16 protein-coding genes are annotated in these 21,313 nt (G+C 55.9%); 9 read left to right on the forward strand and 7 right to left on the reverse strand.

Going from position 1 to position 21,313, the window contains the following annotated elements; genetic code table 11:
- Positions 1-8 precede the first annotated feature (8 nt).
- Together QEP11_RS16225 and QEP11_RS16230 are read left to right on the forward strand one after the other, a co-directional pair.
- Positions 9-1,364 carry a fimbrial protein gene (locus QEP11_RS16225; RefSeq protein ID WP_284337682.1) on the forward strand — a complete coding sequence of 452 codons (1,356 nt, stop codon included), beginning with the start codon at positions 9-11 and terminating at the stop codon, positions 1,362-1,364.
- Complete coding sequence (locus QEP11_RS16230; protein WP_284337683.1) at positions 1,354-2,091, forward strand: fimbrial biogenesis chaperone; 738 nt, start codon at positions 1,354-1,356, stop codon at positions 2,089-2,091. Before QEP11_RS16225 ends, QEP11_RS16230 begins: the two co-directional genes overlap by 11 nt.
- Positions 2,092-2,413: 322 nt before the next feature.
- Here QEP11_RS16230 and QEP11_RS16235 read toward each other — a convergent pair whose 3' ends face one another.
- From QEP11_RS16235 to QEP11_RS16255, 5 genes are all read right to left on the reverse strand, one after another.
- Positions 2,414-4,024 (reverse strand): FadD3 family acyl-CoA ligase, encoded by a 1,611-nt coding sequence (locus tag QEP11_RS16235; protein ID WP_413788744.1) that lies wholly within the window; start codon positions 4,022-4,024, stop codon positions 2,414-2,416.
- A gap of 11 nt (positions 4,025-4,035) precedes the next feature.
- On the reverse strand, positions 4,036-5,130 hold the full coding sequence (locus tag QEP11_RS16240) for a ferredoxin--NADP reductase (RefSeq protein ID WP_284337685.1): 1,095 nt from the start codon (positions 5,128-5,130) through the stop codon (positions 4,036-4,038).
- 137 nt (positions 5,131-5,267) lie between these two features.
- Positions 5,268-6,986 carry an FAD-binding protein gene (locus QEP11_RS16245; RefSeq protein ID WP_284337686.1) on the reverse strand — a complete coding sequence of 573 codons (1,719 nt, stop codon included), beginning with the start codon at positions 6,984-6,986 and terminating at the stop codon, positions 5,268-5,270.
- A gap of 8 nt (positions 6,987-6,994) precedes the next feature.
- Positions 6,995-8,764, reverse strand: coding sequence for an FAD-binding protein (locus tag QEP11_RS16250; protein ID WP_284337687.1), 1,770 nt, complete (start codon positions 8,762-8,764; stop codon positions 6,995-6,997).
- Between the two features lie 120 nt (positions 8,765-8,884).
- On the reverse strand, positions 8,885-10,099 hold the full coding sequence (locus QEP11_RS16255) for an acyl-CoA dehydrogenase family protein (protein ID WP_413788742.1): 1,215 nt from the start codon (positions 10,097-10,099) through the stop codon (positions 8,885-8,887).
- A 225-nt stretch (positions 10,100-10,324) separates the two neighbouring features.
- On the opposite strand from QEP11_RS16255, the gene QEP11_RS16260 reads away from it, so the two are divergent.
- From QEP11_RS16260 to tesG, 5 genes are all read left to right on the forward strand, one after another.
- Entirely contained in the window at positions 10,325-11,305 is a 981-nt protein-coding gene (locus QEP11_RS16260) for a flavin reductase (RefSeq protein WP_284337688.1), read from the forward strand.
- An 83-nt stretch (positions 11,306-11,388) separates the two neighbouring features.
- Positions 11,389-12,228: an alpha/beta fold hydrolase gene (locus QEP11_RS16265; protein ID WP_284337689.1), complete on the forward strand. Its 840-nt coding sequence runs from the start codon at positions 11,389-11,391 to the stop codon at positions 12,226-12,228.
- 6 nt (positions 12,229-12,234) lie between these two features.
- Entirely contained in the window at positions 12,235-13,029 is a 795-nt protein-coding gene (locus QEP11_RS16270) for a fumarylacetoacetate hydrolase family protein (protein WP_284337690.1), read from the forward strand.
- Between the two features lie 6 nt (positions 13,030-13,035).
- Positions 13,036-13,956, forward strand: coding sequence for an acetaldehyde dehydrogenase TesF (tesF, locus tag QEP11_RS16275; protein ID WP_284337691.1), 921 nt, complete (start codon positions 13,036-13,038; stop codon positions 13,954-13,956).
- A gap of 19 nt (positions 13,957-13,975) precedes the next feature.
- Positions 13,976-15,016 carry a 4-hydroxy-2-oxovalerate aldolase TesG gene (gene tesG / locus QEP11_RS16280; protein ID WP_284337692.1) on the forward strand — a complete coding sequence of 347 codons (1,041 nt, stop codon included), beginning with the start codon at positions 13,976-13,978 and terminating at the stop codon, positions 15,014-15,016.
- 226 nt (positions 15,017-15,242) lie between these two features.
- Here the strand turns inward: tesG and QEP11_RS16285 are convergent, their stop codons facing one another.
- A complete protein-coding gene (locus QEP11_RS16285) occupies positions 15,243-16,193 on the reverse strand; it encodes a bifunctional OB-fold nucleic acid binding domain-containing protein/MaoC family dehydratase (protein WP_284337693.1) in 951 nt (316 codons plus the stop codon).
- Between the two features lie 3 nt (positions 16,194-16,196).
- The gene (locus QEP11_RS16290) at positions 16,197-17,411 is read right to left on the reverse strand and encodes a thiolase family protein (protein ID WP_284337694.1); all 1,215 of its coding nucleotides are present in this window, start codon (positions 17,409-17,411) and stop codon (positions 16,197-16,199) included.
- Positions 17,412-17,804: 393 nt separating this feature from the next.
- On the opposite strand from QEP11_RS16290, the gene QEP11_RS16295 reads away from it, so the two are divergent.
- Positions 17,805-18,806 (forward strand): WD40/YVTN/BNR-like repeat-containing protein, encoded by a 1,002-nt coding sequence (locus QEP11_RS16295; RefSeq protein WP_284337695.1) that lies wholly within the window; start codon positions 17,805-17,807, stop codon positions 18,804-18,806.
- Positions 18,803-21,289 carry an efflux RND transporter permease subunit gene (locus tag QEP11_RS16300; RefSeq protein WP_284337696.1) on the forward strand — a complete coding sequence of 829 codons (2,487 nt, stop codon included), beginning with the start codon at positions 18,803-18,805 and terminating at the stop codon, positions 21,287-21,289. The genes QEP11_RS16295 and QEP11_RS16300 overlap by 4 nt, the downstream gene beginning before the upstream one ends.
- The last annotated feature ends 24 nt before the right edge of the window (positions 21,290-21,313 follow it).

The following is a 21,313-nucleotide window of genomic DNA, read 5'->3' on the forward strand; positions in this document are numbered from 1 at the left end:
AATTAAAAATGCTTAAACTATTTTCACGAAATTTTTTCTTCATATTTACTGCACTAACATTCAGCATGCCCACGTTAGCCACCTGTTACAGGGTCACGAGTGTAGGAAGTGCAACAACGACGAGCAACACTCAAATTCGCCCAGGGGAAGGGAGTGCCGCATCATTTAGTGCTTGCGATACTTGCAACGGCTCTCTGAGTTTACCAACAGTAATTAACGTCACTGACCCTAGCTTTCAACCTTATCCAACCTTAATTGCAAGTTCTGTCGTTCCATTTATATTATATGGAGATAGAGGTGGCTATGATCCAGAGCGAGTTTTTTATAGATGCGCCCCAGAAGATGCAGTTTATGAGCAATTCTCGACAAATGCCGACAATCTGTACAGCGGTTGGTATAATGGTGGTGACAGTGTTGGTATATCAATCGGTTTGGAATCCGCATATAGAACAGCTTGGCCTAACGTCCTACTTCGGTTGACGCACGTAGAAACGGGTCAATTTTTTACAGATATATGGCATGAGCGCTTGCTTACTGGACTAGATATAGATTCAAGAGGGTTTCAACTAGTCAAAGCCAAAAATTTAAGCGCGATTAAAGCTGAACTTTTTAGTGCTCCATTAGAAAGTACGCGATACTACTCACCCTCTACCCCATCTCAGCTTTATAGCTACACTCAACCAGCAGGATATATTGCGATAAAAGGGCCTGGAATTTCCTCTCCTACTACAGGTAATTCACATGCTGTGGATTATACTGGGTGGGCATCTTACTGGCCAGGTACAATTGGCTTGTACAACAATGTAACGCTTAAACGATACCCAACTTGTGCCGTAACCAACGTGACGCCTCATATATTTTTCCCATCCATTTCTGTGGGCGAAATAAACAATGGAGATTCTCGAGAGGCTACGTTTGAAGTTGCCTTCAAATGCCAGACAGGAGCAACTTCCAGTGTCGCTTCCAATGGTACTGCATTGGGTGTGAAAGCTTCGGCAGGTTCACAAAGCGCTGCGGCCAGCCTTGGCTTAATCAATGCCAATGGTGGATTAAGTTATTTGGTTTCCGACCGTTATGGAACTAGTGGCTTTGCAAATGGTGTTGGTATAGTAATACTCCGTAATGGCCAACAGATCAACTTGCTTGCCAATGAAAACTCGGGACTGGGGAGCGCCAGTGCAAATGAAATGGGCTGGTACCCTGTCATAGGACCATCCTCTGATTTGATCAGCAGCTCTGATGGAATTGCACAATACAGAGAACTATTCAGTGCTCGCTTAGAAAAGCTTCGAACTGGCACCCAGCCACCTGTGACTGCCGGAAAAGTAGAGGCAACCGCTGAAGTGGTGATCCGTGTACAGTAAATACTTATGGTCTGCAGCAGGACTGCATTTAATACTATGTTTTGTGTTGCCTGCATTTGCGGGCGTCACAGCTGAGCGCACGAGAATCATCTTTGATGAAAACGACCGCGAAGGATCCGTTTTACTTGTCAATCAAAACCCCTATCCTGTATTAACGCAGGTATGGGTTGATGATGGAGAAATTTATCCAGACCCCACAAATTCACGTGGACCAGTACTACCATTACCCCCAATATTTAGATTATTTCCTGGGGAGCAACGGACCATTCGCTTAATTAAAACAGGTCAACCCACGCCAAGCGATCGAGAATCTCTTTATTGGTTCAATATATACGAAATACCCCCAAAGAACAATCAGAAAATTGACTCTAACCAAGCAAAGATAACTGTCACCTTAAGAACCCAACTAAAGCTTCTGTACCGTCCGAAAGATCTTAAAGAAGATGCAGAACATGCTCCCAGAAAAATTGTTTTTAGAAAATTTCAGACCAACAATTCAAAGTCTATAAAAATAGAAAACCCCACACCTTTTTATATAACAATCACTGGCGCAAAGCCAAACCAAACCAATAAAAACATCATCAATTCAATATTAATACCACCGTTTGGTGTTATACAAACACCTCCTCTTCACGAAGAGGAATTTGAAAACATAAAAACCATAGATTACAGCTGGATAGATGATGGTGGCAATATAGATAGCCACAGCTTTGAATTTGAAGACTGACTCCAAATTCATTCACAACAAACAACATCTAGGAATATCGAAAATTGAAACAGACTTATATGCTTGTTTTTGTTAAAGCAAAATAAGCAATTAAAATATTTGGACTTATTCCGCAATATACGTTCTAGCCAGAAATTCTCGTGCTTTGATCGATTCAGTGTATCTCTTCAAGCTCAGTGTGATGTAGTTTGAATGGAAGATCTACTTCATCCCAGCAGCACAAAGACTAAATCTTTCGTTTTATGCAAAAAAGGATAGTTGGAGATTTGCACGTAACAGCTAAAATCCATTACGTGCATCAGTCTCATCGTCTATTTAATTTTTAAACAGTCACAGGTAGTAATTGCTGAACAATATCCAGCAAATCACGTTTTTGCACCTTGTTTGATGCATTCACAGGCAGCGTGTCCAGCTGCACCACAAAACGCGGCACTTTGTAATTGGCCATATTGGCACGACACCAAGCAACGAAGGCATCCTTATCCAGTGTCTGACCTGCGCGAGTGACCACGCATGCACAACCGACCTCACCCATACGCTCATCCGGTATGCCGATTACGGCTACTTGCGCCACTGCGGGATGCTCACTGAGCATGCGTTCAATTTCTGCGGGATAGCAGTTAAATCCGCCCACGATGAACATATCCTTGAGACGGTCCGTGATGCGCAGATAGCCACGCCCGTCCAAAACACCTACGTCCCCCGTATGCAGCCAGCCATCAGCGTCAATGGTTTCCGAGGTGGCCTTCGCATCTTCAAAGTAGCCCTTCATGATGTGATAGCCGCGAAGCAGCACCTCACCGGGCTGGCCTGCGGGTACGGCCTGACCATGCTCATCCACGCACTTGACTACTGTTCCCGGAAGCGCTTTGCCACACGTTGATGCCACGGTGTCGACATCATCGGAAGGGTGACAGCACGTCGCACAGCCTCCGCACTCCGTCAGTCCGTAGGCTGTGGTCACATTCGCAATACCAAGCTCTTCGCGCATGCGGCGAATCAGAATGGGAGGCACCGTGGCGGCGCCAGTGACTGAGGAACGCAGTGAACTCAGGTCAAACTCCGCCAGCCTGGGATGACTGAGCATGGACAGGAACAAGGTTGGTGGGCCAGGAAGAAAACTGATCCGGTCGTCCTGAATGCGCCGCAAGATGGACTCAGCCTCGAACACCTGTTCGGGATAGACGGTAGCGCCTTGCAACAGCGCGGCAACCCAACCGGCTTTGTAGCCGAAGGTATGGAAGAAAGGATTGACGATAAGGTAACGGTCACCTTCGCCGAGGCCAACCACCTCAGACCATGCCTTGAACGCAAGGATTGTCGGCTCATGAGCACACATCACGCCTTTGGGCCTGCCTGTGGTGCCGGAGGTGAACATGAGGTCAGCGGTATCGGTGGGCTGCAGTTGCTGCTCACGGGCTGCTTGCTCCTGTGCCGAGGTATGCTGCGCTTGCGCCAGCAACTGTGCCCAGGTCATATCGGCACTGGCACCCAGCTTGTCCCCCAGCACCACCACTTTGTGCAACGAAGCTGGACGCAGTTGACCCAGCAGATCCGGGTAGTAACTGCCCAGAAAATCACCCACGGTCACCAGTACCTTGGCTTTGCTGCGTTCCAGAATATCTGCCGCCTCGGCACCTTTCATGCGGGTATTGAGTGGCACCAGCACGGCACCAGCCGCATGCACACCGCTAGCGGCAATCACCCACTCGCTCTGGTTGGGCGCCCAAATGGCCACACGGTCACCAAACTCCACACCCAGACTCATGAACGCGCGCGCAAGCTGACAACTGAGTGCTCTGAGCTGCGCATACGACATTGTGCGCCCTGCCTCAACCACCGCAGGCCGATCGCCATAACGTGCTGCAGCAGCTGCCAACATGGCAGGCAGTGTCCGGGGCGCTGCGGCCTGTGCGGCTTCAAAAGTAGACATCTCAGACATACTTACTCCGGGAATTTCAAACGTAAAGTGGGGCTGGTGGGCACTGACTGGCACGACAGAATCCAGTGCTTGGCCAGGTCTTTGCTATCCAGCACATCGTTATGACGCATATGCACGGAGCCCTCCTGGATCTGACACATGCATGAAGCACACATGCCTGCCTGACAGGAGAACGGAAAGTTCACACCTGCACGTGTAGCGGCTTCCAACAGGGTTTCGCTGCCACCACAGGTGAATGCATAATCTTGCCCGTCCAGCCGTACCTGCACCTGGGCTTCATCCACAGAGACAGGGGCAGCCGCGGCTTCCTGCGCCATGGCTTGCTGGGTTTCCTCGTCAGGCAAGGAGACAAACCGCTCCACATGCACAGACTCTTCAGGCATGCCAGCCGCAGTCACGGCAGCTTGGGCTGCATCCATGAACGGGCCTGGACCACAAATGAACGCTTGCTGCATGCTTGCTACCCAGGGCTTGGCCCAGGCCTGCAACTGCGCTTGCGACGGCGCCCCTTGCACTGAATCCAGCCAATGCACCACTTGAAGCCGATCCGGATACTGGGAAGCCAAGCGTTGCAGTTCAGCTTTGAAAATGACTGAGCGCTCATCGCGATTGGCGTAAAACAGCACCACATAACCGCTGTGATCCTGCAACACCGTGCGCAAAATGGAAAACACGGGGGTCACGCCGCTGCCTCCTGCCATGAGCAGGAAGTTGCCTGAAAGATCCTTGGGTGAAAACAGACCGGATGGAGGCATCAACTCCACCTGATCGCCAACGCGCAACCTGTCGCAAACCCAGTTGGACCCACGGCCCTGATGCACGCGTTTGACGGTGACGCGAAGCCCCTCATCCAAAGTCGGCGCGCTGGACATGGAATAGCAACGCGGAACATGCCGTCCATTGATCGGCAGGCGCAAGGTCAAAAACTGACCGGGACGGTACTGGAACTGGCTTGCCAGTTCTTCAGGCACATCAAACACCACAGATTTGGTGTCATGGGTTTCCTCAATCACCGCGCGTACTTTCAACGGGTGGTACCGCGCCGCAAGTCCTGCCGCTGCACCGTCCACATTTGGGGGGATGGCTGTCTCCGTCATCTCTCACTCATCTTTCTTAAGAATTCTCTGCCTGTCACCATTGCTGATGTTCAAGCCCATGTCTGTGTCAACAGGTGCATCGCTGCCCTACCCCCAGATGTCTTGAATGTCACGGTCCATACTTCAAGGTTGCGCCATCAGGCCTGCTGCAACTCAGTGGCATCTGCTCCACATACCGCAGCAGCTTCTTGCGCTTGTGCCGCTGCCTTGCCAGCACGGCGCCCTGAGAACACACAGTCCGCCAGCGACAAGCCACTGACGTAGCGCGAAGAGGCCACCCCGATTGCCGTACGCCCAGCGGCGTACAGCCCGGGGATGTCATGACCGCGCCTGTCCTGTACAGCACCCGTATCCGCATTGACCTTGAGCCCTCCGAGACTCAGGATGGCAAGAGGGAACATTTTTTGGGTAATGGAGATATCAATCGCGTAGTACGGGCCAGCTTTGAATTCATGGCGCATGTCCATGGACTTGCCCATGGGATCTTCGAGCTCCCCGCGTGCCGCCGCATTGGCGCGGTCAAACTGCCGTTGCAGCACGCCAGGATCCACCTGTATACGCTGTGCCAAGTCCGCAATACTCTTGCCTTTGATGGCGGTCTTGTACATCAGCATCAAGGCAGGCAAAGACTGGAACGCCCACAGACGCCCGAACAAGCATTGCCAAGTGGCCTTTCGGCGCAGGGATGCATCCAGAATCAGCCACGCTTTACCGCCCTGTCTCTCCACCATTTCATAGCCCAGCTTGGCGCCGTAGACCTGTTCATTGCAAAAGCGCTCACCTTGCGTATTCACTACCAGCCCTTTGGGCCAATCACCGGGGGGCGTGATGAAACGCCATGCACTGATGTTGTCCAGATCTTGCGCGCTGGCACCCACACTTTGGCCCAAGCGCAGTCCAGAGCCATCGCAACCCGCACCACCAATTGGCCATCCACCGTGATAGGCCGGCGCATGTTGCTTCAACAATTGCGGGTTGAACACATAGCCGCCAGTTGACAGCACCACACCCCGGCGTGCACGGATCAAGCGGCGTTGTCCAATTTCACGTTCAATCTGCGCAGACTCCAGACGTCCTTGGTGTGCTTTGGCGGCCTGGTATAAACGCCATCCTGCAACCAAACCATCCAGTTCTTTGTGCCGTTGTGTCTTGGGATGGTCTGCGGGCAAAGCCCAAACTTCCACGCCCAGCACTCGCCCGGTCTGCTCCTCCCGGACCAGCCTGCGCACACTGGCTTGCGTCAGGGTGCGAGCGCCATGCTGCAGCGTGGACTTCTGCAGCGCCCCATACAGCGTTGCCCCTGACTGCCCCTCGGCTATCGTGCGGTGCCCACGAGGCGCAGGCTTGCCCTGGAAAGAAGTCCCATAGGCCGGAACCAGCTCATTACCGGAGTAATAGAGATAGCAGCCATCCGGGGGATACGAAGTTTTATAGCTGGGCATGGAGGCTCCAAAACGTGCGCCTTGCTGCTCCAGCCACTCCAGGTTGGCCACGCTGTCACGGCAAAAGCGTTCCACCACTTCATCGCTCACCACACCATTGACTTCGTGCCTCAAATACTCTGCCATGGTCTGTGGCGTATCAAGAAAGCCTGCTTGCTTTTGATAACGCGTACCTCCGCCCGCATACACAACACCGCCAGACAACACGCTCGCACCGCCGCCGCCAAAGCGGTCAATCACCAGCACATCTGCCCCTGCAGTGCGTGCTTCGATTGCGGCACAAGCACCTGCTGCGCCCCAGCCCACCACCAGTACATCCGCGCTGTCATGCCACTGCACCTCATCGGCTGAGGCCACGCACAGCGCATCCTCGATGGTCACTGCCGTGTCATTACTCCTGCTGCTAGACTGCATATTGTTCCTTACGCAGTGACCGCGCTGGCTGCGCGTTCGGGTTGCACCGACACCGTGGTACTCAGCCACTCAGGATGCTCCAAAGACATGGGTCGCCCCAGCATGCATTCCACGGCACGGTATGCAAACGTCATCGAAGGGCCCAAGGTGGCGCCAGCACCTGGATAGGAAGGCCCCATCACCGAGGCAGAGTTGTTGCCTACGCAATAAAGACCTTCAATCACCCTGCCCTCGTCATTGAGCACCCGTGCATCGCGGTCGGTCAGCAAACCGCCTTTGGTCCCTATCTCACCAGGCCACAGTTGCATGGCATAGAACGGGCCTTTCTCGATCGGGGCCAAGTTGGGATTCTTCAAGCGTGGATCACCGTAATAGCGGTCGAAAACATTTCCGCCACGGTCAAAGTCCAGATCCTTTCCGGTTTGGGCATAAGCAGTCATTTTTTGAGCGCTGTCTCGCAAGCCCTGGGCATCCACACCAATTTGCTGCGCCAGCTCCTCAAGAGTGTCTGCCTTCCAGTACACCTTGTTCAGCCAGGACTTGCGCAGGCGATTGTCCGGAATGGCAGATGAAGGCATCAAGGGCCCCATCGGATTTTTGCTACGGAAATCAGCATCAAAAACAATCCATGCAGGTACGGCGCCATGGCCTTTGGCATGCTCTGCCAGCATGGCCTGCTGAAATTCCGGATAGGGGCAGGACTCATCAACAAAGCGCTGGCCCTTGTCATTGACCACCATGCAGCCAGGCAAGGAGCGTTCAACAAAAATACCGCGGAATGCAGGCTCGCCAGGCACGTCCATCGACGGCACACCCCACGACCACCCCATCAGATCGAGCTTGGCGCCCACCGCCACCCCCGCCTGGTGCGCATCCCCTGTATTGGCGCCCACAGGGGTTGCCGTCCATTCGGCCTTGCTTGGCTTGGTCAGATACTGATCACGCATGGCCTGATTACGCTCAAACCCCCCCGCACCCAGCAACACGCCTCGCCTGGCTTGCACCAGCACACTTTTCCCTTCGTGCTGCACCATCACGCCAGTGATCTGGCCTGCTGCGTTCTGCACCAGTGACTGCATCGGCGCATTGCGCCACATTTCCACCTTGGCGCGATTGGCGGCTGTCAGCAGCCCCGCGATCAAGGCTTGGCCGCCTGTCAACCGGCGATCTCGCTTGGTTTTCTTGCGCCAGCCAAAGTCCAGGAAATACCTAGCAATGATGCGCATGAGCGTAAAGCGCGATTTGAATTCGCGCGACAACATGGAATGGGCTTCCAGCGCGTTCATGCTCATGCGGCCCAGGATCAAGTTGCCAGGCGGGCCTGGACGCATGGTTTGCAGCGCTTCAATGCCCAGTTTGGAGGCATCGAAATCCATAGGATCCATGCTCCGCCCACCGGGCATGGAGCCCTCTATATGGGGGTAGTAATCCGCATACTTGGGCAATGCCCGGTAAGGAATGCCGATTTCCCCCAGGTATTGGGCCATCTTGCGGGCAGTTTCCACATAGGCCAGCACCCGGTCTTGCGCTGCCATGCCACGCACGCAGCGAAGGGTGTACTCAAACGCTGTTTTCAGATCATCTTTGAGCCCGACATTGGGCATATCGTGATTCTGAGGAATCCAGATCCCACCGCCGGAAAGCGCAGATGTGCCACCGAACACATCCATCTTCTCAACAACAAGTGTTTTCAGTCCCTGTTGCTGTGCTCTTACTGCAGCCAGCAAGGCTCCTGCCCCCGAACCTACTACCACCAAATCGTAAACATGGTCTGCCACGCATTGTCTCCTGTCGTTTTCTGTATCGGAGAGCTGCTTGCCCTCTCTTTGTGTGGCTGCCGCATGCACCCTCACCCCCGTGAAGGCCGCCGCGGCAGTGCCTTGCAACGCGGCAATGGCTTAGACAAAAGGTTCTTGATTCGGCAATCCCAGGGTGTGAGCGCCGTAGGCACGCACGTAGGCGTCTGTGTTGTTGGCGATGTGGGTGCGCCCCTGGTGGATATCGCGGAAGACGCGCTCCAGCAGATTGCTCTTGTAGGTACCGCTGGCCGCGCAGGCGCGCAGCAGCTCATTGGCGTGATAGCCCGTCAGCTTGGGCACGGAAGACGCCTGAGCACGCTGTAGCAGGCGCTCTTCCAGGGAAAGCTGAACACCTGTCTTGGCCGCGTTGACAATGCGCGCGTAGTTGCGGAACAGCACCAGGCGCAGCTGGTCCAGAGCAATCGTGGCTTCCGTCACGGCTGTTTGTGCATTCACATCTTCGGCCATCTTGTTGCCATGCTTGCCCACATGGGTCGTCGCGCGGCGCGTGAACTCCTCAATGGCGCCATCCAGTGCCCCCAGGCACGCAGAGGACACCGCGCGCTGGAAGATGTGGGTGAAGGGAATACGGTACAGCCAGCTGGTGTTTTGCACACGGCCGGGGCAGCCCGCATCACTGTGGTCGTTGGTGTACTGAATGCGGTGTGCGGGCACAAAAACGTCTTCCACCACGATGTCATGGCTGCCCGTGCCGCGCAGGCCCAGCACGTCCCAGTTGTCTTCGATACGGTAGTCGCTCTTTGGAACCAGGAAAGTGACATGCTCAAAGCCCGGCGTGCCATCGCGCTTGGGCAGCAGACTGCCCAGAAAGAGCCAGTCGCAATGCTTGGAACCCGTGGAGAAACCCCAGCGACCACTGAAACGGAAGCCCCCTTCTACAGGCACCGCCTTGCCTGTTGGCATGTATGTGGAGGCAATGCGCACACCGTTGTCCTGACCCCATACATCTTGCTGCGCTTGTTCTGGGAACAGCGCCAGTTGCCATGGGTGCACACCTACCACACCGTAAATCCATGCCGTGGACATACAGCCTTTGGCCAGTTCCATCTGCACGCTGTAAAAAACGCGGGGATCCATTTCGTAGCCACCCCAGCGTTTGGGCTGCAATACCCGGAACAAGCCTGCTTCAGCCATTTCCTGGATCGTGATATCAGGAATGCAGCCCTCACGGTCTGCTTGCTGGGCGCGTTCAGCCAGCTTGGGGGCGAGTGCCTTGGCGCGCTCGATCACGGCTACGGCTTCTGGGGTGAGGTAGTCGTCGGAAAGGTGGTAAGCCTCTGTCATTGCGTTCATACATTGTCTCCATGGCAGCACCTGAGTGGTGCGTTTGCTCGGTAGCCAAGGCGTATTGCCTCTGGGAACAAATGCTCTCACCCGCCATGACGAGTCTCATCGTCCGATCAGACTAAAAAAATGCAGTCTCCGGGCAAAACCTAGGCTGCTGCCATGACTAGTCCGTGTGAAGGATTTGCACTTTGGCAATGCCTTGCATGCTTGTGAGCAAGGAGACAAATAGCCATGCAAAACACAGCCCCAACGTTTGATCCCAAAGATTTTCGGCGCGCGCTTGGAATGTTTGGTACGGGTGTGACCATCGTCACCACATGCACCGCAGAAGGAGAGAAAATTGGCATCACGGCCAACAGCTTCAACTCGGTGTCACTGGACCCGCCGATGGTGCTGTGGAGTCTGGCCAAGAATGCGCGCAGCCTGCCCGCCTTCCAGCAAAGCGACACCTGGAATGTGCATATTCTGTCGAACGCTCAGGAGGCGCTGTCGAACCGCTTTGCACGTGCAGGTGAGGACAAGTTTTCCGCGCTATCCCTAGACTCTCAGCCTGGACAGGCACCTTTGCTGCAAGACTGCACAGCGCGCTTTCAATGCAAGACGGCCTTTCAATACGATGGCGGCGACCACATCATTTTTGTCGGTGAAGTCACGGCCTATGACACCAATCCATTTCCTCCGCTGTTGTACGTCACCGGAGGGTATGCCCTGGCATCGCGCCTGTCTCAGCCTATCTCTACCGAGCCGCAGACCGATACGAGCGGCAGCAGTTATACAGAAAACCTGATTGGCTATCTGATGGGGCGCGCCCACCATCAGATGCTCAACAGCCTGCGCCCCTCCATGGACTCCCAAGGTCTGAGCGAAACCGACTTTTATGTCTTGAGCGTGCTGAGCGTGCAGCAGCCGCTGACATCTGAAGAGATTTCCGCACACATGGCCTACACAGGGCATGACGGCGGCATTGCAGCTTTGCAAGCACTGCAGCAACGTGGCCTGATCGAAGCAGTGGCAGGCGGCAAGCTGCAACTGACACGCCAGGGCAACGACGCCATATTGCACGTGATGGCTGCTGCCAAGTCTGCGGAGGCAGCACTTTTTGACGAACTGGGCGAGATGGAAGCCTTGGCCTTGCGCAACTTGCTGAAAAAAGCCATTGCCGCCACCGATCCCGGCTTGCCCAAGCTATGGCAAGCCAAAGCGGCCGCGTAGTTTTTCTTGAGATGGCCACGTGGACTGCTGCTCCAATGCGCAGCACAGCCTGGCTGCCCCCCAAACCCTAACCAGAGAATCCCATGAGTTCCTTCTCAATCCCTGAAGGCCAGTACGTCGATATTGGTGAAGTGGGTGGCGCACCGCAACGGGTGCACTACCACGAACAAGGCAGCGGTGAACCCGTCATTTTTCTGCACGGCGCTGGCACAGGTGCCAGTGGATACAGCAATTTCAAAGGCAACTACCCTGTTTTTGCCGATGCAGGTTTTCGCTGCATTGTTCCGGACCTGCTGGGCTACGGTCTGTCATCAAAGACAGATATTCCTACGCAATATGACCTTGATTTCTTCATTGAAGGCGTCAAGGGTCTGGTGAACAAACTGGGGCTGTCGCAGATCACCCTGCTCGGCAACTCGCTCGGCGGCGCTGTAGCGATTGGGTATGCACTGAAGTATCCGCAAGACGTCAAGAACCTGATCCTGATGGCGCCTGGAGGCGTGGAGGACCTGCAGACCTACCTGGACATGCCCGGAATTGCCAATATGTTTGCCATCTACAAATCCGGCAAAACTGGCAAGGAAGCCATGCGTGCGGTGATGTCCATGCAACTGGTCGATCAGTCATTGCTGACGGACGAAATCATCAACGAACGCGCCCCGATTGCCGAGACACAGACCCAGGCTTCACGCTCGGTTCTGGTGGTTCCCAATATGACGGAGCGCCTGCCTGAGCTGCAGTGCAATGTTCTGGGATTCTGGGGAATGCAAGATGCCTTCAACCCTGTAGGCGGGGCCGACAAACTGGCCAGGGGCATCCAGCGCTGCCGCGTGGTGCTGGTCAACCAATGCGGGCACTGGGTGCAGGTCGAGCATCGCGAGATGTTCAACCGCAGCTGCATTGATTTTTTGAAGAACGGCTGAACCTCCATGCACGACAAGCAATTTATCGAAAACCAGGGCCAACGCCTGTATGAGGCGCTGCGCAGCGCACAAACACTAGCGCCACTGACCGACAGTCACCCCGAGATGACAGTGGAAGACGCCTACCACATCTCCTTGCACATGCTGCGCCTGCGCGAAGCTGATGGCGAGCGCGTGATCGGCAAAAAGATCGGCGTGACGTCCAAGCCCGTACAAGACATGTTGAACGTGCACCAGCCTGACTTCGGCTTCTTGACGGACAGCATGGAGTTTGAAGACGGTGCCAGCGTTTCCCTGCGCGCTGCCGGACTGATCCAGCCCCGTGCCGAAGGTGAGATTGCCTTCATGCTCAAGCACGACCTGCAAGGCCCAGGCGTGAGCAAAGAAGACGTGCTGGCAGCGACCGAATGGGTGGCACCGTGCTTTGAGATTGTCGACTCCCGTATTACGGACTGGAAGATTCGCATCCAGGACACAGTGGCTGACAACGCTTCGTGCGGTGTCTTCGTCATTGGCAAGCAGCATACGGATCCACGTTCGCTGGATCTGGCAGCAGCCTTCATGAAGATGCAGAAAAACGGTCAACCTGCCGGTGAAGGCTACGGCAGTGCCGTGCAGGGCCACCCTGCCGAAGCTGTGGCCTGGCTGGCCAACACGCTGGGCGCTTTTGGCATTCCTTTCAAAGCAGGCGAAGTCATTCTTTCTGGCTCCCTGGCTCCTTTGGTGCCCGCTGCTACCGGTGACCGCTTTGACCTGGTCATTGAAGGCATGGGGACTTGTTCTATTCAATTCACTGAGTGAGACAACATGACGCAAAAAAAGATCAAGTGCGCACTGATTGGTCCCGGCAACATCGGCACCGATTTGCTGATGAAGCTGCAGCGCTCCGATATTCTGGAACCCGTATGGATGGTTGGCATCGACCCAGAGTCAGACGGTCTCAAGCGCGCCCGGGAAATGGGCATCAAAACCACCTCCGACGGTGTGGACGGCCTGCTGCCCTTCGTCAAGGAAGACGGCATCCAGATTGCCTTTGATGCCACCAGCGCCTATGTGCATGCTGAAAACAGCCGCAAGCTCAATGAACTGGGCGTGCTGATGATTGACCTGACGCCCGCTGCCATCGGGCCGTACTGCGTGCCCAGCGTGAACCTGGCAGCCAAGGTGGATGAAAAGGCCATGAACGTGAACATGGTCACCTGCGGTGGCCAGGCCACCATTCCCATGGTGGCTGCAGTTTCACGCGTGCAGGAAGTCAGCTACGGTGAAATCGTGGCCACGGTCTCCAGCCGCTCGGTAGGCCCGGGCACCCGCAAGAACATTGACGAGTTCACCCGCACCACAGCAGGTGCCGTGGAGAAGATTGGCGGTGCGAAAAAGGGCAAGGCCATTATCGTGATCAACCCGGCAGAACCTCCGCTGATCATGCGCGACACCATCCACTGCCTGACCGTGGACACCCCCAAAGTTGCCGAGATTGAGGCATCCGTGGACGCAATGATCAAGGAAGTTCAGAAGTACGTACCGGGCTACAAGCTGGTCAACGGCCCAGTGATCGATGGCAACCGCGTTTCCATCTTCATGGAGGTTGAGGGCCTGGGCGACTATCTGCCCAAATACGCAGGCAATCTGGACATCATGACGGCCGCTGCGGCGCGCACCGCCGAGATGTTTGCCCAAGAAATCCTGGCTGGCCGCTTTGAGCCCGCCGAAGCCACCCCGGCCTGATCTGCAGGAGACCCACACCATGAGCCTCAAAGGTAAGAAAATCACCGTCCACGACATGACGCTGCGTGACGGCATGCACCCCAAGCGCCACCAGATGACGCTGGAACAGATGAAATCGGTTGCCTGCGGCCTGGACGCTGCGGGCGTTCCGCTGATCGAAGTCACCCACGGTGACGGTCTGGGTGGCAGCTCGGTCAACTACGGCTTCCCCGCCCATTCGGACGAGGAATATCTGAGCACCGTGATTCCGCTGATGAAGCAGGCCAAGGTCTCGGCGCTGCTGCTGCCCGGCATTGGCACCGTGGACCACCTGAAGATGGCCTACGACCTGGGCGTGACCACCATCCGTGTGGCCACACACTGCACCGAGGCCGATGTCTCCGAGCAGCACATCAGCCAGGCGCGCAAGATGGGCATGGACACCGTGGGCTTTCTGATGATGGCGCACATGAACAGCGCCGAAGGTCTGGTCAAGCAAGCCAAGCTGATGGAAAGCTATGGCGCCAACTGCATCTACATCACCGACTCTGCCGGCTACATGCTGCCCGATGATGTGAAAGAGCGTCTGGGCGCTGTGCGCCAGGCACTGAGGCCAGAGACCGAACTGGGTTTCCACGGCCACCACAATCTGGCTATGGGCATTGCTAACTCGCTTGCCGCCGTGGAGGTGGGTGCCAACCGCATCGATGCAGCCGCCGCAGGCCTAGGCGCAGGTGCAGGCAACACCCCCATGGAAGTGCTGGTGGCCGTATGTGCGCGCATGGGCATTGAAACGGGTGTGGATGTGTTCAAGATCCAGGACGTGGCCGAAGATCTGGTTGTGCCGCTGATGGACTTCCCGATCCGCATTGACCGCGATGCGCTGACGCTGGGTTATGCCGGCGTCTACGGCAGCTTCCTGCTGTTTGCCAAGCGTGCCGAAGCCAAGTACGGCATCCCCGCACGCGAGTTGCTGCTGGAATTGGGCCGCCGCGGCATGGTGGGTGGTCAGGAAGACATGATTGAAGACACCGCCTTGACCATGTCCCGCGCACGTCAGAAGCAGGTCCTGGCCGCTTAACGCGCCGCAGCAAGTTTTAATTTTTCTTTCCTTCCTTGGTTCAGTCACTGCCGGCGCAGTGCTGAACCTTTTTTTATGCAGCCCCCGCGATCTGTACCTGCGTCAGCATGCCTCTTCGCATATGCCGTCATTCGTGCCGCAGGTACATAAAAAAAGGCGCAGCCATTGCTGCGCCCAACCCTCAAAGCTTTCCGTAGCAGGGCAGCATGGCTGCCTTGTCGATTTTTTACATATAGAGAATCACCAGATCATTGATCACCGATGGACGATCCTGACCCACCACATGGATATTGAGCTCCATGGTCATCTGCACACCGCTCTTGACCTGCTGCACCGCCTTGATCCGCGAACGCGCGCGAATCTTGCAGCCAGAAGGCACGGGGGTTGGAAAGCGCAAGCGATCAGAGCCGTAATTGACCATATTGCTGAAGTCCGTAACTTCAAAATCCAAGGGAATATGCAATTGACTGGCCAGCACCTGCACCAGTGCGCCATGCGCAATGGTGGTGCCAAAAGGCCCTTTTTCCTTGGCCTGCACCGGATCGGTGTGAATCCAGTAGTCATCTCCAGACAGTTGGGCAAACGCATTGATCACATCCTGCGTGACCGTGAACTCGTTGGACCAATCGGTATAGTCCTCACTCACCAAGGACTGCATGGCCGCCAGATCCTTGCACGACACCACACGCCGTGGCTTGGCCGGTGATGCAGACTGTGCAGCAGCTGGCTGCGCATTGTCAGCAGCGTCGGCAGCCATGACCGTCGGGAAGCCACTGTCTGCAGGCGTAAATCGCAGCAAGGTCACCTCACCAGGACGGTCATCAAAGACGGCTCTCACTGGCATATCGACTTTGAGTGCTTCAGGCTCAACCCCCACCATGGTGGAGTTGATGCGCACCCCTTCGTCGAGCTCCACCACCGCCAGCAACTGGGGCATTTCATCCGTGAACTCTGGCAAGGTGGCAATGCGCGCCACGGTAAAGCTATAGAGCCTGCCGTTGCCCGATACCTTCTGCCAGCTCAGGGCCCGCGAGCCACAGTGGGGGCAGTGTGTCCGGGGAAAAAACAGCCAGTGCCCCTTGTCGCAGCGCTGAATGCGCACCTCGTGGGCTTTCAAGCCCTCCCAATACGGCGATGAAATTTCCGTGGGGTGTGGAAGTGGTTTGTTCCATGCCATTTTTTACACTCCTCGCAGCACCAGAGCACCCTGCTCACTCATCACGCCCCCTGTGCCCGAAACATAAGCCAGATCATGGCGTGTCAGTTGTCGTGCACCAGCACGCCCCTGAATTTGGTGAATCGCCTCAATCACCTGGGACATCCCCCCTGCACTGCCCGACTGACCAAAGCTGAGCTGACCACCATGGGTGTTCATCGGAAAATTGCCCTTGAAAGTAAAGTCGTTATTACGCAAGAAGTCCATGCCCTTGCCCTTTTCGCAAAAGCCAGCATCCTCCAGCGACAGCATCACGGTGATGGTGTAGCAGTCGTAGATCTGCGCCATATGCATATCGCTGGGCCTGAGCCCCGACATCTCAAATGCCTTGCGCGATGCCGGTCCAATTGGCGTATGCAGCATGTCTTCCATATAGGTGGGAGACTTGCTCGAAACATGCTCTCCACAGCCAATGATCTCAACCGGGCGGTGCTTGGTACGCTTTGCACGGTCACTGCGCGTCACAATCATGGCGCCTCCGCCCGCAGCAGGCAGGACAATCTCCAGCACCCGCAGTGGCTCGGCCACCATGCGTGAGTTCAGCACATCGTCAACCGTGAGTGGCTGGCCGTAGAACATGGCGTCGGGGTTGTGGCAGGCATTGAAACGCTGGTCCACACTGATGCGTGCCAGTGCTGCTGCATCGTAGCCATGCACTGCGCCATAGCGCTGAGCAATCATGGCGTAACCCGTGTTTTGCGCCATGTGCCCATAAGGCAGATCCATTTCTGCCTCGGGTGCACCATATCGTGTGCTGTGTCCACCAAAACGGCTGCTTTTCATCACCTCCTTGAAGTGATCATCGTGCTCAGACATCGGCGTCATGCGCGCCGGGATCACACACACCACGGTGTTGCACAGTCCCAGCTCGATCGCTGCTGCGGCTCTCCATACCATGGCCACAGAACTGGCTCCGCCCAAGTCCACAACTTCGGCAAAGTTCAGCCGCACTCCCAGGTACTCTCCAGCCATGGCTGGCACAAAACTGCCCGCTTCGTGAAAGTGCGGGCCGCTGGTGATCAGTCCATCCACTTCGGACAGCTCCATCCCTGCATCTTCCAGTGCCTTGAGCGTCAGATCCGCCACCTGCTCCAGATGGAACATGCGAGGCGCTGTCGCATATTTCTCTGGCTTGTACTGCGCTGCACCCACCAGCGCAGCTTTTCCTTGCAATCCCATACACCCCACCTTTTAAAAAAGTACGATTTCATTGTGTTGACCGTCCTACAGCACTAAATCGTCTAAGCAGACTAAGGGAGAGTCTCGATAGATAGGGGCAGGATCTGTTGACAATACGACAACCCGCAGCCTGCAGGCCGGCCCGGCCCAAGCGGGCCCGCTACATACCGGCGAGGCAGCGTCTGCCTGATCTCTTGCACTCCCTACTGAGCACCACGCGCTCAGCTTCATCGACTTGAGCGCTGAAATACGCGCCTGAAACACGGTGAATACCCGTAGTTATGGTTCTGAACGTCCATTCGGACGATGCCCCCAAGCCTGCAAAACAAAAAATGACATCACCAAAGTCATGCCCCATGAGTCCTCTGGCATGGACACAACAAGGAGACAACCGTGAGAACACTCGTAGGCTTGGGCGCTTCGGCACTGATGGCACTGGCCACTGTCGCCGCGTTCGCACATCGCACGCCACCACCGCTTGCACCCACATCGCTGGGTGTGGAACACCTGCACTTCAACGCTCTGACCATGAATGGTGAACGTCTCTTGGCAGCCGGAGCCATGGGCGAGATTTTGTACACCGACAACCAGGGTGGTGAATGGAAGCGTGCCAACGTCAAGCAGGATCGCCAGGCTCTGCTGGTGAGCATGGCCTTTTCCAAGGACAAAAAAGTGGGCATGGCCGTAGGCCATGAGGGCTGGATCTTGCGCACGCAAGATGGCGGCAAGACCTGGGAAGAAGTCGCATTTGACAAAGAAAATGGCGAGCCCCTGATGTCCATTGCCCAGCTACCCTCTGGTGAATGGGTGGCTGTTGGCGCCTTTGGCCGTGCGCTGCATTCACTGGATGGGGGCAACAGCTGGCAAGCCTGGCCACTGCCCGAAGAAGTGCAGGACAAACACTTGAATCGCATCGCCCATTCGGACGATGGTCAATACTGGCTGATTGCTGGCGAGTTGGGTCTTTTGGTGGAATCCAAGGATTTTGGCCAGACCTGGCACACGGTCCCCCCGTTTTACAACGGCTCTTTCTACAACGCCATGGCATTGCCCAATGGGGGCTGGCTCACTTATGGCATGCGAGGCAATGTCTACCGAAAGGCAGATGCACATTCCGCCTGGCAGCAATCGACTGTGGGTGCTCCCGTCTCTTTCTTTAGCCATACCCTGCAAGCAGACGGCAACATCACCCTGGTGGGCCAAGGCGCCACCATCGGTGTGAGCAACAACAACGGGCAAAGCTTCTCTCTACAAAAAGTGCCAGGCCGTGCCACCTTGACCGATGTGGTGCAGTCACCCAATGGCAAAACCTGGATTGCCAGCACCTCCGGCATCCAAACACTGCCTACAGCAGCTCCCGGTGAAGCAGCTGCACGCCAAGGAGCATCCAAGTGACGTTGACAGAACCTACATCCATCTTGCACAAAATGATCGCCATCACTGCACGCTGGCTGATCTCCTGGAGCAAGACCATCATCTTGATCACTCTGGTTGTGACCACTTTGTTAGGCATTTCAGCGCTGCGCACACATCTGGACCCTGGATTCAACAAGCTGATTCCGTTGCGCCATGCCTACATGGAAACCTTCCTCAAGCACAATGCCACCTTCTCGGGTGCCAACCGCATTCTGGTGAGCGTGCAGTGGAAGGGTGAAGGCGATATCTACAACAAAGAATTCCTCGAAACCCTGCGCAACGTCACGGATGAAGTGTTCTTCACCCCAGGCGTCAACCGTGGTCAGGTGTACTCGTTGTTCACACCCAATGTGAAATACATCGAGATCACCGAATCCGGCTACGTGGGTGAGGTGCTGATTCCTTCTCGTTTCGAAGCCAATGCGCAAGGACTGGCCCAGGTACGCTCCAACGTGGCCAAATCCGGTCAGATTGGCAGCCTGGTGAGTAACGACCTGCGCTCGGCCATGGTTCGTGCCGACCTGATGGAAGTAAACCCCGAAACCGGCAACAAACTGGACTACCACGAGGTGGCACAGCGCCTGGAAGAAATACGCGGCAAATTTCAGAATGGGCAGATCGATATCCAGATCATTGGTTTTTCCAAGGTTCTGGGCGACGTCATGGACGGCTTGATGACCGTGATGACATTCTTCGCGGTCGCCTTTGTCATTACCGCCATCATGCTGCGCATGTATGCGCGCTCCACGAATCTCACGGTGGTGGCTTTGCTCGTGGCGCTGCTGCCGGTAATCTGGCTGCTGGGCATTTTGCCGCTGATTGGCTATGGGATTGACCCCATGTCGATTCTGGTTCCATTCATGATCTTCTCAATCGGCGTCTCCCACGCCGTGCAGATGACTGGTGCGTGGAAATTCGACGTACGCGCAGGCATGACCGCCAAGCAGGCGGCTGAAAATGCCATCCGTCAGCTTGCCATCCCTGGCAGCCTGGCCTTGCTGGCCAATGCCCTGGGCTTCATGGTGATCATGATGATCGACATCCCCATCGTTCACGAACTGGGCGTGACTGCTTGCCTGGGTGTACTGCTGATGATCATCACCAACAAAGTCTTCTTGCCTGCGGTGCTGGCACATGTCCGCCTGGAAAAGAGTGCCATGCACACCTCCAACGAGGTGAAAAACGGCCGCAGCCGTCTGTGGTGGAACCTGTCCGCCCTGGCTGAAAGCCGCCCTGCGCTCATCTCTTTGCTCATCGCGGGTGTGTTCCTTGCCGCTGGCACTTACCAGTCCCGCTTCTTGCTAACAGGCGATATCGGCACGGGGGCTCCAGAGTTGCGCGCCGACTCGCGCTACAACCTGGACAACGACACCATTTTGCGCAACTACTCCATCGGCATGGATGTTCTGTCTGTCTACGTGGAAACCAAAAACCTGGAAGAAGCGTGCCTGAACTGGGAGGTGATGAATGCCGTCGAGCGCTTTGAAGCACGCATGAGCCGTGTGGATGGCGTGCAGTCGGTATCCACGGTTGCGGGCATGGCAAAAATTGCGACCTCTGGCAACAACGAAGGCAACCCACGCTGGGCAGCGCTGCAACGCAGCGAGGCCGCATTGCGCTCGGGAGCCAAAGCACTCTCGCCAGATCTGGGCCTGAACAACGAGGGCTGCCACGTGATCAACCTGCAGGTGTTCCTGAAAGACCATGAGGGCTCCACCCTGACCCACGTGGTCAAGGAAGTACAGCAGTTCATCGCCAACAACCCTGTGCCCAACGCCGAGTTCAAACTCGCTGGTGGCAACGCAGGTGTCGCCTACGCCACCAACGAGGCCGTCGAACAAGCCGAAGTGCAAATGCTCGGTGCACTTTTTGCCGCCATCACCTTGCTGTGCTGGCTCACCTTCCGCAGCTGGCGCGCCGTGCTGTGCATCATTGTTCCACTGGCCCTGGTTTCCATTCTGTGCAATGCACTGATGTCGCTGCTGGGCATTGGCCTCAAGGTTGCCACCTTGCCCGTCATTGCATTGGGCGTGGGTGTCGGCGTGGACTATGGCATCTACCTGTTTGAAAGCATGCAACATGAGCTGCGTGCCCGTGCCATCACCTTGCGCGAGTCGTTCTACGAAGCCATGCGCCAACGTGGTAGCGCGGCTATCTTTACCGCACTGACCATGTCCATCGGCGTTGGCACCTGGGCGTTCTCAGCCCTGAAGTTCCAGGCTGACATGGGCATTTTGCTGGCATTCATGTTCCTGGTGAACATGCTGGGCGCGGTGTTCTTGCTGCCCGCCATGGCTTGTTGGCTCAATGTCGGGCAGGCTGAACAAAAAGCCCACGCTCCAAAAACCGACGGACAAGCCTCGTCAACATCGACGTCCAGTGCCACGGACCCTGCAGCGGTCCACGCAGGAGGTGCCTATCTGAAGATGGAACCTCAGGCTTCCATCCATAAAAAGCTGTAATTAGCGCTTTGCACAGCTGTGTGC

The organism is Comamonas halotolerans, assembly GCF_030162935.1.
GTDB lineage: Bacteria > Pseudomonadota > Gammaproteobacteria > Burkholderiales > Burkholderiaceae_C > Comamonas > Comamonas halotolerans.